Origin of the sequence: Bacillus sp. FSL K6-0255 (assembly GCF_045040725.1) — a bacterium.
GTDB classification, from domain to species: domain Bacteria; phylum Bacillota; class Bacilli; order Bacillales; family Bacillaceae; genus Bacillus; species Bacillus subtilis.
Map to the genome: position 1 here is coordinate 532196 of NZ_CP150278.1, position 16225 is coordinate 548420.

A 16225-nucleotide genomic window follows, 5' to 3' on the forward strand; every position below is an offset into this window, starting at 1 on the left:
CGAGTCTGCACTTTTATTCTGCGATTATGGGGAGTTTATTTTAATCCGTTGTTAGCCGCGCCGATACTTGGCTTTTAGAAGCTTTTTTTAAGTGGCTAAAACTAACAAATTTTTTGCCTTCTTCATCCCATAGGCGGAACTTTAACGACTTAAGGCTTGTTACCAGTGTAATGGTCGGAACGTTTTGCAATGGTTCAGTGTTGTTATGCACTTTTTCAAGCTTATAGTTTGGGACTCTCGGGCTTAAATGATGAACATGATGAAAACCGATATTGCCTGTTAGCCACTGCATGACTTTTGGAAGTTTATAAAAAGAGCTTCCTTCAACTGCTGCTTTTACATATTCCCAATGCTCATCTTCTTCAAAATAAGAATCCTCAAACGTATGCTGAATATAAAACATCCAAATTCCGAGAGAGCCCGATATCATAAAAATCGACACCTGAACTAGCAGGAAGTTTTGCCAGCCAACAGCCCAACATAAAAGTGCTGCCAAAGTGACGATCCCCAGGTTCGTTACATACGTATTCATCCGTTCTTTGCGTTTTGCCCCTTTTCGATTAAAACGATTGGCAATCCCAAAAACGTAAATCGGCCCAATAATAAACATAACAAACGGATTTCTGTACAATCGGTACATTATTTTTGTCTTAGTTGAGGCTTTCTTATATTCCTCAACTGTCAGTACCCAAATATCGCCTGTACCGCGTTTATCCAGGTTGCTGCTTGTCGCATGATGGACAGAATGGTCGTGTGCCCAATGATCAAAAGGATGCAGAGTTAGAATTCCTGTTAATGTACCAAGGATTCGATTCGCCTTTCTGTTCTTAAAAAAGGAATAGTGGCAGCAATCATGAAAGATGATGAAGGTTCTCACTAAAAAACCTGCCGCAACAACAGAAATCGCTAATGTAAGGAAATAAGAAATCGACAAGCTCTTATATGCCAAACACCATAATAGGAAAAATGGCACCAATGTGTTAATGATTTGACAAATGCTTTTGTGTAAATCGGACTTTTCATAAGGTGTAACCAGTTTTCTCAAAGTCCTTAGGTTTTGTTCTTTCATATTAAAAAGTTTCCCCTTCCCTGGTGATCTTCTAAGTGTAGAAAACGTTTTATAGCCTTAGAAGGCCCAACGTTATACACCTCATATATGATAAGTATTCTTCCTATTCATCTGTAAAATTATTGGAAATAATAAACTGATTTCCAGTTTATTATTAGCAGAGTCAGCCGGGATACAAAAGGCGTATGAAGATTATACCCAGCACATTATCGGGTCAAACTCTCTCAATGCTCCCCCATGGGGATCGATTTATTTGACCGTGAACATTGATTGTTTGAGGAAAAAAGAATGGGTATATCCATGAGTGACTGTTTGGAAACATCTGCAGAAACAAAGTTTTACAAGTGAACAGCCCTGCTTTTAAAAGATTATCTTGCTCTTGAACAAGAAACAGCTGAGCTAAGTACTATTAAGCAAAGAAAAAGGTTTGAAGACAACTCGTGATTCATTTTTCACGGTGTTTTCAAACCATAGTTTTTAATAGGCCTCTTATTCTGCGCTGGTATACACATGTTTAACAAATAATGCCATGAATAAATCGTAAATATAATTTGCAGTTATTTCCGATTCCTGATATAATAAAGAAGAATTATTTTTGTTCGGTGTAAAGGATAGTATGAAGATTGACTTTTCGTCTTGATGATACTTTGGGCAAGGATAGTATATACTGTGTGGTTACACACTAGGAGGCAACAAAAATGGAACAAGGTACAGTTAAATGGTTTAATGCAGAAAAAGGTTTTGGCTTTATCGAACGCGAAAATGGAGACGATGTATTCGTACACTTTTCTGCAATCCAAAGTGACGGATTCAAATCTTTAGACGAAGGTCAAAAAGTATCGTTTGACGTTGAGCAAGGTGCTCGTGGAGCTCAAGCTGCTAACGTTCAAAAAGCTTAATCTTCAATCGTTTATACAAACAGGCTCTTTATATAGGGCCTGTTTTTTTATGTCTATATCATACTCAATAAAAAACCCTACTCAACGTTCGAGTAGGGAGATGCTACAAGGTAATAGAAAAAGATTTAAAACTTCAAAGGTTTGTTTACAGTATAACATACTGGATTGACAATATGCGGAATGTATATAAAATATTTAATTTTTTGTTCAAATATAGATAACTGACTCTTTTTTTCACTAACCTGTTCGTTCATTTAAGTAAGATTAGATGAATTATAAAAATGGTTTCATCTAAATGTTATCAACTCGCATATCTCTTTTATGAGAAGAAGATAAACAATTATTATTCAATGTGGCAGTGGATATAAGAAATTCTTAAAAATAATGAGGAGATCGATTGTTTTTTTCTCCTGGAAATAATCACTTAGAGATACCTAAAACAATGAAAGCCCTACCTCTCTTCCATCCTTACGGCTCCTTGTCCGTGCCAGTGTGAATCAGGATACTAATAACAAGTGACTATTTTATTGAGTTTTTTGGTAAAACTTCAATCTTCGCAGAAGAAATGTAAATAATAAAAATGGATTAGAATGTAGGAATAACAAAAGAGGTCGTTAATGTTCTAAACATAAGTTGGAGAAGATTTGCTTTTCATCATAATATTCCGAAATATTTTTTGGGATGTATCTAACCAAAACTTTTTATTTGTTTTTCAGTGATTCCTTTAATTACTTCCAGTTCACTAATCAAAAATTCATATGCATTATCCAGCATTTTTTTTTCGCTTGCATTAAGTGCTTTTTCTTTCTTCATACGCATTAAATCACGTACAACTTCAGCGCCTTCTTGTATTTCACCTGTTTTTATTTTGTCCGTGTTTATTTTATACCTTTGCTTCCATGGCAGTAACCTATCTGATTCTCCATGCTGAAAAATGTGCATAATGTGTTTTAATGCAAGTATATCGGTAACTGGTCGTATATTCGAACTCAATATTTTACGCGTTGGAATCATAACTGTCATATTACTGATTGACATTCTTATGACATAATACTGTTGTTTTTCCTCTAAGAATTCTTTTTCTTCTATGGCTTCAATTATACCTGCTCCGTGCATTGGATAAACAATGTTATCGCCAATTTGAAACATATCATCCACCTCCATATATGGTAACCTTCTTAAGATTACCATATATGGAGGTGTAATATCAAAATTTTAATAATAACATGATCGAATTTTTGATGTCAATAACTTTTTTGAAAAAACAGATCAAGCAAAAACAATAGGGAACGTGTCGGATTTCCAATCAGGAAAAGGTCAATTGATCCGTGTGATCAGTTTTTCATTGGCTCAATGACATCACAGAAATGATTTGAGTAGAAATAAGAAGGAACGATATTTGTGAAATGTCAGCTGAAAATATTAAAAGCACATGATTAAGTTCTAATTTCTTTACCGATTTGATATGGATAACGCCCACTTACTTAATGATGCATTTTCACTTATCTTGCGAACAGAAAAAGGTTTGTGGATATTGAACATTTTGCCACCGAGATTGGCATTATTAATATGGAAATTGACAACCTTCAAATGGGTATTGAGGTGAGAAGAAAAATAAAGAAAGGAGAGATTATAAATGAAGACCAGAACATAAAGAAGTAAAGGGGAAAGAACAAGGTTAATTGAAAAGCAAACTATATAAAATAGTTTGCTTTTCTTTTTGTTATGAATTCACTTCTTTTTCTTTCTCTTTAATGACTAATAAAACACCGCTAAGAATTAAAAACGAACCTATCCAAAATGTCCCGCCTATTTGTTCTCCCAGCAGAATCCATCCGAGTAAGGTTCCAACCAGAGGCTGAAAAAAGAAAAAGAGGCCTCCGCTTGAAGCATTTAATAATTGTAAGCCACGGTTCCACAATAAAAATGCACAAGCGGTTGAAACAATTCCCAAATACAAAAGGCCACCTAGAATTTTAGGTTCAAGCAGTAGTGGCGTAAAAATCGTGCTAGGTTTTACAAAAGGAGTTAGTGCCACAATGGCCACAAAAGTTGAATACGTTGTAACAAGTATAGGCGAATAGCTGTTTGGCACGCGTTTGATAAGCACTGACATCAGTGCCCATGTAAGTGCTGCAACAAGCAGAGAAATACCGCCAAGCTGATTAGAGGTATCAATATGTCCGTTTCCAACAATAAATAATACGCCTGTGGTCGCTAAAATTATTGAAGTTCCTTTTTTTATATTCAATGGTTCTTTAAGTAATAGACGAGCAAAAATAACCATGAACGCTGGTGTGGAGGACGTAATAATTGCTCCCATTTGTGCTGAAGACAACATCGTTCCATATTCTTGTGTAACAATTGAAATGGTGTTGCCAACAATTCCAATGGCCACAATTAATAAAAGATCGCGCTTATGAATTTTCCAAGATTGTTTCCTTATTAAACCAACAATAAGAAGCGCAAGGATGGCGATGACATACCTGATCCAAACCAATTCAAAAGGCGGAATCACTGCGACAACAACCTTAACCACAACATACATGCCACCCCAGATACTAGCGGCTAAAGCTAAATATATAGAACCTAACAGGGTATTTTTCATTTTTTTGTTCCCTCCGTATTTAAAATTAGGTCAATAAATGCCCTAACGGAGAGAAGTAGTCACTTTACTCCATTAAGGGCGGAGAAGTGCTACTGGAACATCATTTTCAAATAGTGGAGCTAAAAACATGTTATGATCACCTCGATTTTTAAGAATGACTATCATTATACAATGTTGGTTATAAAGCCGTAAACACCTTAAGGGGACTCCATTTATTAATAGAATAAACCTTATGAATTAATGTCTCATATGAATTTTTTTGTATGATAATGGCGTCATATTCATCGCTTGTTGAAATTTACTTATGAAATAACTGGTACTGTTAAATCCAACTTGATAAGACACTTCTGTCACATTGGATTCAGGGTGTTGCAGTAATAATAAGCTTTTTTGAATTCTATAATCCATTACATAACGTAATGGCGTCTTATTCAGCATTCGTTTAAAATAACGGCAGCATTCAGAACGGCTCAGTTGGCCAGCTTTTGCAATGTCCTCTAATGTGATTTTTTCAGCATAATGGAGATGGATCCAGTTTAACATTTGTTTCATTCGATGACTTTTTATCATTTCAGATTGATCGTACTCTAATTGAAAACCATTAACGACCAGGTTTTTCCACATTAACGTTAATTGCATCGTAATGTCAATCTCATAGAGCGATGTCTTTTGTTGAATCAATTGATTTATTTTTTTAACAGCATCTAGAATATTTTTTGCCCACTGTTGATTTCCAGCCAAAAATAAATAGGGCAAATTGGTTGAAAACATATAGGGCTGAACATAGCTTGAATACAGTTCCTGAGATAAAACGAAATGGGGTGACACATTCAAGCAAATATACGTACAATCCGAGCCTTCCTTTTCTTCGGCCATGTGCAGGCAGCCGCTATTGATAAATAATCCATCCCCTTCGTGAACCTCTATTTTTTCTTCATTTATTTGAAAGAGAGCTATCCCTTTTAGTATCAAAACAAATTGGATTTCATCATGCCAATGAAGCGGAATATAGCCATTTATATTTTGATTGATCGTTGTCTTGTAGCAGGCAACTGGCAATTCTACCGTTCGGTGCTCTGTTAATTCTTTTAAATTTTGATCGATCACAAAATTCTTCATTCTGACTTCACACCTCAATATATTTATATTTTTTCATTCAATTTGAGTATTTTTTATCATGTTTTGCATTTATTATAACACTATTATTATATTTATTAGTGAGGAGTCATGTATGAATACTTCCAATAGAAGAATGGGATTGTTCTATGTTATCACAGGGGCGACATGTTGGGGGATTGGAGGCACAGTAGCCAAAAAACTTTTTCAAGAATATCAAATTGATGTCAATTGGCTTGTAACGACACGCTTGCTTACGGCTGGAATGTTACTTTTAATGCTGCAACTGTTCAGAAAGGATCGGTCTCAGGTTATTGAGGTTTGGAGAAACAAAGCGTCGGCTGGCCAGCTTCTTATTTTTGGCCTATTGGGAATGCTAGCTGTGCAGTACACATATATGGCATCCATTCAACATGGGAATGCTGCCGTTGCTACATTATTGCAATATTTATCCCCAGTAATCGTCATTATCTACACGCTTTTGCGAAAACAAACGGTTCTTACCAAACAAGATATCATTACTGTTGTACTTGCTTTAGTGGGTTGCTTTTTTTTGTTAACAAATGGTTCAATGTCTCAACTTTCAGTGCCGGCAGCTGCAGTAGTATGGGGAGTTTTATCAGGATTCGCGGCAGCTTTTTATACTTTGTATGCCGTTGGTTTATTAAATAAATTTGATTCTCTTGTCGTTGTAGGTTGGGCTATGATTATTGGCGGTTTTGCATTGGGTTTTATCCATCCGCCATGGCAACTGGATTTTCAACGATTAACTGCTGAGGCGTATGCATATATTTTATTTGTGATATTATTTGGAACAATGATTGCGTTCTGGTTCTTCATAAAAAGCTTGGAAAGCCTCTCTCCAAAAGAAACAAGCCTACTAGGCAGTCTAGAGCCTCTATCAGCTGTTGTAACAACTGTCGTTTGGTTAAAAGCGCCATTTGGTTCTTTTCAATGGATTGGTGCTATTTGTATTATAGGGATAACTTTAATATTGGCTTTACATAAAGAGCCTTCTATGGAGAGTGAAAAATCGATATTAAAGATTAGGAATCATGCAAATCGGGATATATAGGGGCTTTTTTTGCTTACATGACCGGTCAGACAATGAAAAACACTGGTGGAGTTTGAGCCCTCTCGGCAATATCAAAAAGACCAAGGGTTTTGACGCCCTTGGTATTTTTTCTTCAAGAACCTTCAATTTTTCTTTTTTGTAATTGGTATCCAAATTTCACTTTTAAAAGATGGTGATGTTACATCCTTATGCTCGTTCCACAATATTTCTGGACCTTCTATTTGTTCGTAATTTGACGATGGAAACCATTCGGAATAAATGCGTCCCCATACTTCTTGCAGTGTATCCGGAAATGGCCCGATTGATTCGAATACAGCCCATGTTGAGGCAGGAACTTCAAGCCGTGAGAAATTATCTGGACACTGTTTCGTTGTGGCTGCGCCAATATAGTGATCGAGCTCTCCTTTTTCCTCTGTCCGACCTTCAGAAAAATTCGTGGATGCACTAATGAGGCCTGATGGTGCTACATTAGAAAGCTCTTTTAGTTTATTTATTGCTTTTTCATCTAAACTTTCCCACATAGATGCAATTTCCGGATTAATTCCTTTGAAAATAATAGGAACTCTTTTTTTAATGCCAACGATGCGAAATGCCTCTTTTTCTTCAATACGGTAGTTCATTTCATTTCCTCCTTTAATTGTTAGCTGGAAGGTCATTCGTGGATAAGCTTTAAGGGAATGGCCATTAAGTCTGGCTTTTGATGGGTTTATGCCATGTAAATTTTGGAATTCCCGTGCAAAAGAATCTGGTGAGTTATAACCGTACTTTATTGCAATATCAATCACTTTTACATCGCTGTCTTTCAGTTCAAAAGCTGCAAGAGTAAGACGTCTGCGACGAATATATTCCGATAATGAAATACCTGCAAGGAAGGAAAACATCCTTTTAAAATGATATTCAGAGCAGAAAGCAAGCTTTGCTGCCTCTTGAAAATCAATATCATTAGTGAGGTTTTCTTCAATATACTTTAACGCCCTATTCATACTTTTAAGCAAATCCATTTATTTGGTCTCCTTTAACCAAAGAATAACAGGAGTGAAATGTATTTATCCGACATTCTGTGCACAGTTTTGCAGGATAACTTATATGAAATAAAGTAAGTGATTCACTTGTATTTGTACAGGTTTTATTGAAGCATGCTGTTCATAAAAAGGCATCAATAAAAGATAATTATAATTGTCTTATAAGCAGCACATTCATATAATTGAGTGAAAAAGGATGCGTATCATGCCTATCAATTCTTTTGAAAATTATCCGATGAGCTGGAAGCCATCGATTGATAAAGCTGAAAAGCCTATTTATAAAGCACTTGCAGGGCAATTGGAACAGGATATTTTAAACGGAGTTTTATTACCTGGAACAAAACTTCCTCCGCAGCGAGAATTGGCTGATTATTTAGATTTAAATGTGAGTACGATTTCAAAAGCATTTAAAGTGTGTGAGTTAAAGGGGTTGTTAAGTGCGACTGTAGGGAGCGGCACATTTGTATCGTATGATGCGTTATCGAATGCGTATTTACTTGAGGATACAAAGCCGAAACATTTAATTGAAATGGGAGCAATACTTCCAGATCACGCTTCATATGAGCCCTTGTTACACCAACTAAAAAACATGGTTCAGGAGGAGGATTATGAAAAATGGTTTAGCTATGGCCGGGCAGGTGAAAGCCTTTGGCAAAAAGATGCAGCTGTAAAGCTCATCCAAAGAGGCGGGTTTGAAACAACTGTTGAACACATTTTATTTGCAAATGGAGGCCAAAATGCGATTGCAGCGACATTGGCGAGTCTTTGTAAGCCTGGAGACCGCATCGGAGTTGACCATCATACGTACCCTGGTTTAAAAACTGTTGCATCATTGCTTAGTGTGCAAATCGTACCGATAAAATCAGAGAACGATGAAATGAGTCCGGAGTCACTTGAATATGCGTGTAAAAATGAAAATATTAAAGGTTTGTATTTAATCCCGGATTATCATAATCCGACGACTTCCTTTATGTCTGTTGAGAATCGAAGAATGGTTGCAGACATTGCAAAGAAATATAATCTGTTTGTTATTGAGGATGCATCGTACCATCTTCTTAGCAAAAAGCCGCTTCCGGCACTCGCCTCATTCGCACCGCAACAGGTTATCCATATTGCAAGTTTATCAAAATCGTTAGCGCCAGGCCTGCGTTTGGCTTATGTAGCAGTGCCGAGACAATATAAGGAGCCAATATCAAAGGCGCTTTATAATTTAAATATAACTGTTTCCCCGCTATTAGCTGAACTTACTGCTCGCACGATTGTATCAAATCAATTTGAAGTCTTAATTGAGAGTCATCGTGAACAAACCATTCGCAGAAATCAACTCGTAAACCGATATGTTGCGGGATATACATGTTTAGGTGTTGAAACAGGCATTTTTCGCTGGTTGTTGTTACCGGGTAAAATGTCTGGTGCCGAATTTGAAGAATTGGCTGCTCGACATGGCGTGCAAGTGTATGCGGCTGAACGCTTTGTAGTGGGAAATAGTTGTCCTGAAAGGGCTGTAAGGGTTTCTGTCTGTGCACCAAAAACACTTGAAGAGCTTGAACAAGGATTAATGATCCTGAGACGTTTGCTAGACGATCTTACCTAATATTGTTTGCCATACAATTAAGACATTGTATGGCTTTTTTGTGCGTGTTATGATGATCCACATCTAGAGGGAGGTTTATACAAAATTGGCTTTTAGAAAGGAAGGTCAGATGATGTTAGACAAGGACAGCGTAAAAGCAATAGATGTTCAAACTGCTTCATTACAAAGCTACATCAGTTCACCAGAAAAACAAAAATCGTTATACAAGCGTACACTATTCGTTGTGAGTATCTCACAAATTTTTGGCGGTGCGGGGCTGGCGGCAGGAGTGACTGTCGGTGCGCTTATTGCACAGCAAATGCTTGGCACTGATGCGTTTGCTGGTTTGCCTTCTGCTTTATTTACTTTAGGGTCAGCAGGATCTGCATTAATTGTTGGAAGACTTTCTCAACGTTATGGCCGTCGAACAGGTCTTTCAGCTGGCTTTATGATTGGCGGACTTGGAGCAATAGGCGTTATTATGGCAGCAATCATAAATAGTATTTTCTTGTTATTTATTTCGTTGCTTATTTACGGTGCAGGAACAGCCACAAATTTACAGGCCCGTTATGCTGGTACAGACTTAGCAAATCATAAGCAGCGAGCGACTGCTGTTAGTATTACGATGGTTTTTACTACATTTGGCGCAGTGGCAGGTCCAAGCTTAGTGAATGTGATGGGGGATTTCGCTCTTTCTATTGGTGTTCCATCACTTGCTGGCCCTTTCATTTTAGCCGCAGCAGCATATATGTTAGCAGGTGGGGTCCTTTTCATTATGCTTCGTCCAGATCCATTAGTTATAGCAAGAACAATAGAAGTGGCAAATGAAGAGCCTGGTGATAAAGGACATTTGGCGGCAACTGAGCATACAGAAAACAAAAAAGGGATAATCGTTGGGGCAACAGTTATGGTTCTTACTCAAATAGTAATGGTAGCTATTATGACAATGACACCGGTTCATATGAGACATCATGGGCATGACTTGGGGGCAGTAGGGCTTGTTATTGGTTTTCATATAGGTGCTATGTATCTCCCTTCACTGGTTACAGGTGTTCTTGTAGATAGGTTGGGACGTACCGCAATGGCTATTTCCTCTGGAACAACGTTGCTTTTGGCAGGTGTAATAGCAGCATTTGCTCCGGGAGATTCTATGGTTCTTCTCGTCATTGCTCTTTCTTTACTGGGATTAGGGTGGAATTTTGGTTTGATAAGCGGGACTGCCCTTATTGTAGATTCAACTGATAGTGCCACACGAGCTAAAACGCAGGGGACAGTGGATGTTCTGATTGCGTTGTCAGGAGCTGCTGGCGGAGCATTATCTGGAATGATTGTGGCAGGGTCAAGTTACCTCGCATTATCATTTACTGGAGGGATGTTGTCCTTATTACTCATTCCAGTGGTGGTATGGTTTAGGGGCCGCTAAAGGATAGGATTGTTTAATTTACATTAATTTGTTATATTGTTAGATAAAGTCTATTTCGTCGTCTAATATTCTAACTAACTATAGTTGCTCAATTAAATCTATTATAAAGATTTGACTAGGATTCCTTATAGCTGTGTCACTCACTGCATATTCTTTAATTGAATCACATAAAATGGTTATCGGATTTGAAAAAGGCAGGATTACTCGCTTTAGGTAAAGGAGTCATCACGTTGTTAAAAAGGTTTTCTCTTGTTTTTGTTACACTAATGATGTCTATCGTTGTTGTTTTAGCGGCTGCTAAAGAGTCGCCTGGAGATTATGTCATCTCATTTGATGAACCTCTTATCTTGATGATCTCAATTGGGATCGTTGTATTTTTATTTATCCCTCCATTAGTCATGTCCTTTTTTGGCAATTTGGTTGTAAGAATAATATCTGGTGTATACCAATGTTTTATCGTTTTCACTTTTCTGGGGCTCATTCCAATTGGATTTCTTATTCCCAATGGCTTTTTGACAATTCTAGTTTCTATTGCAGGAACTTTAGTCAGTATAGCTAGTGTTGCCGTAACCTTATGCATTGGCAAGAATAAAAAAGATATATAATAATTGAATTGTTATTTTTTCAGATTGTCAGTGAAATAATAAAACAAGATGAGAAGGCTTTGTGGGCCTTCTTTTTTTTTTGTTGTTGCATCATCCCCACTTTAAGCTTAATCTATTGAATAATAAGAGAAGGAACCTATAGAAGAATAAAATAAATAACGAGATGTCAAAAATAAAACTGGACTTCATTATTATCAATTCACGTAAATGTAAAAAGCTTGGAAAGAGGGGAATTCCTTCATGACAAATAGCAGAACGAATCCGAAGGTTGATGAATTTTTAAGTAAAGCGAAAAAGTGGAAGGAAGAATTTGAGAAGTTGAGAACCATCATTCTTGACTGTGAGCTGACTGAAGATTTTAAGTGGATGCATCCTTGTTACACATACAATAATAAAAATGTCGTTTTAATACATGGGTTTAAAGAATATTGTGCGCTTCTGTTTCACAAAGGCGCCTTATTACAGGATACCGATGGAATTCTCATTCAACAAACGGAGAATGTACAGGCGGCGCGCCAGATTCGGTTTACAAATGTTCAGGAAATAAATGAGCTAGAAAACATTTTGAAAGCCTATATTCACGAAGCCATTGAAGTTGAAAAAGCTGGTTTGAAAGTGGATGTTAACAAAAATATTGAATTGAACATTCCTGAAGAACTTCAAAATAAATTCGATGAAATCCCTGCCTTGAAAACTGCTTTTGAAGCATTGACCCCGGGACGGCAAAGAGCATACACTCTTTATTTTTCTCAAGCCAAACAATCCAAAACCCGAGAATCGAGAGTCGAAAAATATGTGCAAAAAATTCTCGATGGAAAGGGATTAAAGGATTAGGCACGCCAAGGTTCAGGCTAAAGGAATAGCATCATAGCGTAATAAGATACTTTCTATAGAAGAAAAACAAGCATAGTAAGATGCTTGTTTTTTTCTTAGGACAACATTCACTTACTGCTGAAATGCTTCTTTTGATTAACATTGTATGCCACTAGACAGCGTTATAAAATATTAATGCAACACCTAGAAATAGCTCAATGGCACGGCTCATCACATTTAGAATGCCTAGGAGAACTAATAGAACCGGAAGATTTTTAGCAAGTTACTACACTCCAAACTTTGTTTTTTGTATTAATATACCTTATTAACCATTGTTTTTAGTCAGGTGCAGACAAACGAATACTGATTAATGAATCATCATGATATCGATGATCCGCTTGATTTTTTCATCGTCACCTGTATCAACATACACTGTTTTTCTGTTTTTTATGATATTCTCAGTCACTTCCCTCATGACGCCTTTTTCTACATCATCAGCAGAATCCCATCGTAAAGGCACATTATATACATGAATCGTGCCATCCCCATTGCCATGATAAGTGACTGATCCATCCACTAAACGAGAACCTGCTAACTGGGTTACATCTTCTGGATAGCTGGCACTTGTATCATCATTAGGATTAATTGGCTCGCCAGCCGCAATATGTCGAACATTTAATTCATCTATCTCTTGATTAGGTCCAAGTTGAAGCCAAACTCTGGCATATTCAATTTTTTCAGAAGAGTATGCTGCCAATACATTGTCTTCTTTGCTTTTCTCTTCTGCTGAAGAGGTATTATTTGCAGCTTTTGTTGCGGATTCTTCTGATTCTGTTATTGGCTCCGCTTCATCCTTGCGTATTTTGGTTCTCTCTTCAGGCTCAGTGTGTTTTTCGTCAGTTTGCACAGCAGAAGCTTGATTTGAAGGTTGATGTGCTTCTTCATCCTTACTGCCCGTACATCCAGCAAGCAAAATCATGAGCAGCAGGGCAGTATTGCAATAACATATCATTCTGCATTTCTTCATTCTTTCATTCCTCTCCATTAACTCAGGTCAGCTTCATATATAAGTTTATGTATCTAAATATTACCATGGAATAGATAGGATGATATTGAAAACTGCTTAAGAAGAGGAAACGATCTTGAATAACATCGCGAAAACTTAAGAATTCTTAAGAAGTTTTGCCCCTTTTTCTGTGTTTTTAAGCGGGAACATGATGAAGGATTTAGAACGTAAATATCCAGAGTTGAAAAAATTATTGGAGACTTACAATTATAAGTTTTTGGCGCTGGGGATGATTTGTCCAATAGCTCCAACAGATGTCGTTTGTTTTTTATCGGCAGCTGTAGGAATCAAGTATACCACTTACATTTTAACGGTTATCGTTACGAATATCCCTTTATTGATATTTTCGAGTTTCATTGTGATCAATTTTAGTGAGTCATTAATGGGAACTGTATTGGTTGTCGCATCATTTGTTTTGGTTTCTATTGTATCCATTAAAATGTGGAACACCCTTAAGCATAAACGTAGCACATAGAAATGCCACGGGACTAACCATTTATAGCTTATAAGCACCTGTAGAGATTTAAGTTCTTTCGGTATCCAATAATACCAAGGGTATAACTGCCCTTGGTATTATGTTCTGCTGCACATATATAAACCCTCCATTTTCATTTGTAGATCCTTTTTAATTTTTGTATTTTAGGTTGAATGATCACCAGAAGAAAAATGAACGCATGATCTGAAAAGCTGTTTTGTCGCGGAATAAATACCACCCCGATGATCAACGATAACAAACCCGCTACTACGATATATTGTGTGTCTGATTTTGATTACTGTATATAATCGTTTTTTAGTAAATGCTCTTTCATTTTTTGAATTGCCTTCGCTTCGTCGGCTCCATGAGCGTATATATGTATTTCGGTTCCTGGTTTAATTCCTAAATCCATAATGTCCATGATGGCTTTTGGCGCTTGTTTGAGGTTAACAGTTTTCCCTTGGTATTCAAGAAAAATATCTGATGTAAACCGATGAGCTATACTGACTAACAGGGTAGCTGGTCGCGCAAACCCTGTTTCCTTAATGATCGTAAATTGTCTTTTAATCATTCTTCACCTCATTAAAGTCTGCCTCTTGACGGATTTATAGTTGGGTTGCAGATCAAATTTGAATTTAGAGTACCTTTAGGATAAGTGATCTAATTTCATCATTTTCTCTGCATTTTGAAATAACACCCTTTCTTTGTGTTTACAAAATAATTCTCAACTAACTAAAATGGACAATGACTTCATTCGGGAAAAAGCATGATTCACTATCAGCTTTTATTTATTATTGTAAATACAAACATGGTGTGTACAATGGTTACATTCAGGCGATTTGTTGATTATTCAACATTCCACTCTAAATTGTTGATTATCTTAAGAAAGTTTGGTGAAAAGCTATGTCCAAAGTGGATAGAAGAATAACCAAAAGCCAAGAGGCTATTAAAATAGCTCTGATTGAGCTGATGACTGAAAAAAGTTTTGATCATATTACGATTAAGGAAATTTCTGAAAGGGCAAATGTAAACCGGGGAACAATCTATCTTCATTACTTAGATAAATTTGATCTATTAGAAAAAATTATGGAAGAGCATATAAACAATATGGGGGATTTTTGTGAGTCGGCAGCTGAAATGGACTGGATTGAATCGACTGTACACTGCATGGAATACCTTGAGAGTAATTATTTATTCTTTTCGACGATGTTAGCCAGTGAAGGCGCTCGATATTTTCGCAGTCAGTTCCTTAAGTTTAATATCGAAGAGTTCAGGAAAGATGTAGATGTAACGAAAGGCAAGAATTACGGCCAAAGTGAAGATGTCATTGTTGAATTTATAGCAAATGCTTACGTAGGGGTAGTGGAATGGTGGTTAAAAAACGAAATGCCTTATCCGCCTCGTGTCATGGCAGAAAAAGTGGGGGATTTATTAGAGCGGATTTTATAATGGAGGCAGGAAACGGGTGTTGACTTATTTGTCTAGGCACTTCGATCGCATACAAAATACCAAGGGCCAGCAACCCTTGGTATTTTTATACCTTCATGCATTTTTGAAGTTTATGCTTAAAGGTCTGCCTTACTTTGCAAATCGCCGAGCTGCTGCAACGCACATGATAACGGCGATATTCACTGCTACGAGTGCCCAGCCCACTTTCTCGTGCAGAATCACTGAGGCAAGCAGCAGTCCAAAAAAAGGCTGGAGAAGCTGGAGCTGCCCAACCGCTGCAATTCCCCCTTGGGCAAGACCTCGATACCAGAACACGAAGCCAATCAGCATGCTGAATAAGGATACATATGCAAGACTGAGCAGTGCGGGAACGCCGATCGCCGACCATGAGTCCGGCGTAAAAAAGAACGACAATGGCAGCATAAGAGGAAGCGACAGAACGAGTGCCCATGAGATCACCTGCCAATTCCCCAGACGCCGTGAAAGTTTGGCCCCTTCTGCATAACCAAGACCGCATACGACAATAGAAGCCAGCATGTACGCGTCGCCAAGCGGGGATGAACCTCCCCCCTGAATGAGGGCGAAACCTGCTACTAACAAGCTGCCGGCAGCTGAGAAAATCCAGAAGACGGGGCGAGGGCGTTCACCCCCGCGCAGTACGCCGAAGACTGCCGTTGCGAGTGGAAGAAGTCCAATGAAGACAATGGCGTGTGCGGATGTGACATGCTGAAGCGCTAAAGCTGTCAGCAACGGGAAACCAATCACTACGCCGAACGCTACCACTAACAATGAAATGAGATCTCTTTTGGCAGGATGCTGCTGCCGGAAGATGAGAAGGAGACCTCCCGCCAGTACACCAGCTATCGCAGCACGGCAAACTGTGAGAAATAACGGATCGAAGTCTGACACAGCCAAACGGGTCGCAGGCAGCGAGCCGCTGAAAATGAGTACGCCTATAAAACCATTTATCCAGCCATTTGTTGTTTTGTTCATTATAATCACTCCACATATCTTTCTTGTTCATTGTCTGTA

General features: G+C 37.8%; 15 protein-coding genes. 7 read left to right on the forward strand and 8 right to left on the reverse strand.

Translation table 11 applies throughout. The annotated features are described in order from the left end of the window. Positions 1-40: 40 nt before the first annotated feature. A complete protein-coding gene (locus tag MHB62_RS02760) occupies positions 41-1069 on the reverse strand; it encodes a fatty acid desaturase (protein ID WP_032722932.1) in 1029 nt (342 codons plus the stop codon). A gap of 698 nt (positions 1070-1767) precedes the next feature. Here MHB62_RS02760 and cspC point away from each other — a divergent pair. Further along, positions 1768-1968, forward strand: a complete 201-nt coding sequence (gene cspC / locus MHB62_RS02765) for a cold shock protein CspC (protein ID WP_003234247.1) — start codon at positions 1768-1770, stop codon at positions 1966-1968. Between the two features lie 687 nt (positions 1969-2655). On the opposite strand, the gene MHB62_RS02770 is transcribed toward cspC, so the two are convergent. From MHB62_RS02770 to MHB62_RS02780, 3 genes are all read right to left on the reverse strand, one after another. Continuing rightward, the gene (locus MHB62_RS02770) at positions 2656-3117 is read right to left on the reverse strand and encodes a CarD family transcriptional regulator (RefSeq protein WP_024572643.1); all 462 of its coding nucleotides are present in this window, start codon (positions 3115-3117) and stop codon (positions 2656-2658) included. A 574-nt stretch (positions 3118-3691) separates the two neighbouring features. Further along, positions 3692-4576: a DMT family transporter gene (locus MHB62_RS02775; RefSeq protein ID WP_015715285.1), complete on the reverse strand. Its 885-nt coding sequence runs from the start codon at positions 4574-4576 to the stop codon at positions 3692-3694. Positions 4577-4813: 237 nt separating this feature from the next. Continuing rightward, positions 4814-5695: an AraC family transcriptional regulator gene (locus tag MHB62_RS02780; protein ID WP_032722933.1), complete on the reverse strand. Its 882-nt coding sequence runs from the start codon at positions 5693-5695 to the stop codon at positions 4814-4816. 112 nt (positions 5696-5807) lie between these two features. Here MHB62_RS02780 and MHB62_RS02785 point away from each other — a divergent pair, with 112 nt between their 5' ends. Then, the gene (locus tag MHB62_RS02785; protein ID WP_015252746.1) at positions 5808-6767 is read left to right on the forward strand and encodes a DMT family transporter; all 960 of its coding nucleotides are present in this window, start codon (positions 5808-5810) and stop codon (positions 6765-6767) included. Between the two features lie 122 nt (positions 6768-6889). Here the strand turns inward: MHB62_RS02785 and MHB62_RS02790 are convergent, their stop codons facing one another. Next, on the reverse strand, positions 6890-7768 hold the full coding sequence (locus tag MHB62_RS02790; protein WP_032722934.1) for an AraC family transcriptional regulator: 879 nt from the start codon (positions 7766-7768) through the stop codon (positions 6890-6892). 226 nt (positions 7769-7994) lie between these two features. Between MHB62_RS02790 and MHB62_RS02795 the strand changes: the two genes are divergently transcribed. From MHB62_RS02795 to MHB62_RS02810, 4 genes are all read left to right on the forward strand, one after another. Beyond that, a complete protein-coding gene (locus MHB62_RS02795) occupies positions 7995-9383 on the forward strand; it encodes a PLP-dependent aminotransferase family protein (RefSeq protein ID WP_032722935.1) in 1389 nt (462 codons plus the stop codon). 109 nt (positions 9384-9492) lie between these two features. Beyond that, on the forward strand, positions 9493-10785 hold the full coding sequence (locus MHB62_RS02800) for an MFS transporter (RefSeq protein ID WP_032722960.1): 1293 nt from the start codon (positions 9493-9495) through the stop codon (positions 10783-10785). Between the two features lie 230 nt (positions 10786-11015). Beyond that, positions 11016-11390, forward strand: coding sequence for a hypothetical protein (locus MHB62_RS02805; RefSeq protein ID WP_032722936.1), 375 nt, complete (start codon positions 11016-11018; stop codon positions 11388-11390). Positions 11391-11630: 240 nt separating this feature from the next. Then, entirely contained in the window at positions 11631-12224 is a 594-nt protein-coding gene (locus MHB62_RS02810; RefSeq protein WP_019712427.1) for a YdeI family protein, read from the forward strand. A 346-nt stretch (positions 12225-12570) separates the two neighbouring features. Here MHB62_RS02810 and MHB62_RS02815 read toward each other — a convergent pair whose 3' ends face one another. Both MHB62_RS02815 and MHB62_RS02820 read right to left on the reverse strand, forming a co-directional pair. Beyond that, positions 12571-13230: a hypothetical protein gene (locus tag MHB62_RS02815; protein WP_026009832.1), complete on the reverse strand. Its 660-nt coding sequence runs from the start codon at positions 13228-13230 to the stop codon at positions 12571-12573. A gap of 809 nt (positions 13231-14039) precedes the next feature. Beyond that, positions 14040-14315 (reverse strand): HPr family phosphocarrier protein, encoded by a 276-nt coding sequence (locus MHB62_RS02820; RefSeq protein ID WP_014478952.1) that lies wholly within the window; start codon positions 14313-14315, stop codon positions 14040-14042. Between the two features lie 332 nt (positions 14316-14647). Between MHB62_RS02820 and MHB62_RS02825 the strand changes: the two genes are divergently transcribed. Further along, positions 14648-15193 carry a TetR/AcrR family transcriptional regulator gene (locus MHB62_RS02825; RefSeq protein WP_015252737.1) on the forward strand — a complete coding sequence of 182 codons (546 nt, stop codon included), beginning with the start codon at positions 14648-14650 and terminating at the stop codon, positions 15191-15193. A gap of 129 nt (positions 15194-15322) precedes the next feature. Here MHB62_RS02825 and MHB62_RS02830 read toward each other — a convergent pair whose 3' ends face one another. Next, the gene (locus MHB62_RS02830; RefSeq protein ID WP_003234225.1) at positions 15323-16186 is read right to left on the reverse strand and encodes a DMT family transporter; all 864 of its coding nucleotides are present in this window, start codon (positions 16184-16186) and stop codon (positions 15323-15325) included. Positions 16187-16225 lie beyond the last annotated feature (39 nt).

What these genes read in the sequence shown, in the direction of transcription:
- MHB62_RS02825 (WP_015252737.1), top strand. Translation starts at nt 14,648, where the DNA reads ATGTCCAAAGTGGATAGAAGAATAACCAAAAGCCAAGAGGCTATTAAA.
- MHB62_RS02760 (WP_032722932.1), bottom strand. Translation starts at nt 1,069, where the DNA reads ATGAAAGAACAAAACCTAAGGACTTTGAGAAAACTGGTTACACCTTAT.
- MHB62_RS02775 (WP_015715285.1), bottom strand. Translation starts at nt 4,576, where the DNA reads ATGAAAAATACCCTGTTAGGTTCTATATATTTAGCTTTAGCCGCTAGT.
- MHB62_RS02820 (WP_014478952.1), bottom strand. Translation starts at nt 14,315, where the DNA reads ATGATTAAAAGACAATTTACGATCATTAAGGAAACAGGGTTTGCGCGA.
- MHB62_RS02810 (WP_019712427.1), top strand. Translation starts at nt 11,631, where the DNA reads ATGACAAATAGCAGAACGAATCCGAAGGTTGATGAATTTTTAAGTAAA.
- MHB62_RS02780 (WP_032722933.1), bottom strand. Translation starts at nt 5,695, where the DNA reads ATGAAGAATTTTGTGATCGATCAAAATTTAAAAGAATTAACAGAGCAC.
- MHB62_RS02770 (WP_024572643.1), bottom strand. Translation starts at nt 3,117, where the DNA reads ATGTTTCAAATTGGCGATAACATTGTTTATCCAATGCACGGAGCAGGT.
- MHB62_RS02800 (WP_032722960.1), top strand. Translation starts at nt 9,493, where the DNA reads ATGATGTTAGACAAGGACAGCGTAAAAGCAATAGATGTTCAAACTGCT.
- cspC (WP_003234247.1), top strand. Translation starts at nt 1,768, where the DNA reads ATGGAACAAGGTACAGTTAAATGGTTTAATGCAGAAAAAGGTTTTGGC.
- MHB62_RS02815 (WP_026009832.1), bottom strand. Translation starts at nt 13,230, where the DNA reads ATGAAGAAATGCAGAATGATATGTTATTGCAATACTGCCCTGCTGCTC.
- MHB62_RS02785 (WP_015252746.1), top strand. Translation starts at nt 5,808, where the DNA reads ATGAATACTTCCAATAGAAGAATGGGATTGTTCTATGTTATCACAGGG.
- MHB62_RS02830 (WP_003234225.1), bottom strand. Translation starts at nt 16,186, where the DNA reads ATGAACAAAACAACAAATGGCTGGATAAATGGTTTTATAGGCGTACTC.
- MHB62_RS02795 (WP_032722935.1), top strand. Translation starts at nt 7,995, where the DNA reads ATGCCTATCAATTCTTTTGAAAATTATCCGATGAGCTGGAAGCCATCG.
- MHB62_RS02790 (WP_032722934.1), bottom strand. Translation starts at nt 7,768, where the DNA reads ATGGATTTGCTTAAAAGTATGAATAGGGCGTTAAAGTATATTGAAGAA.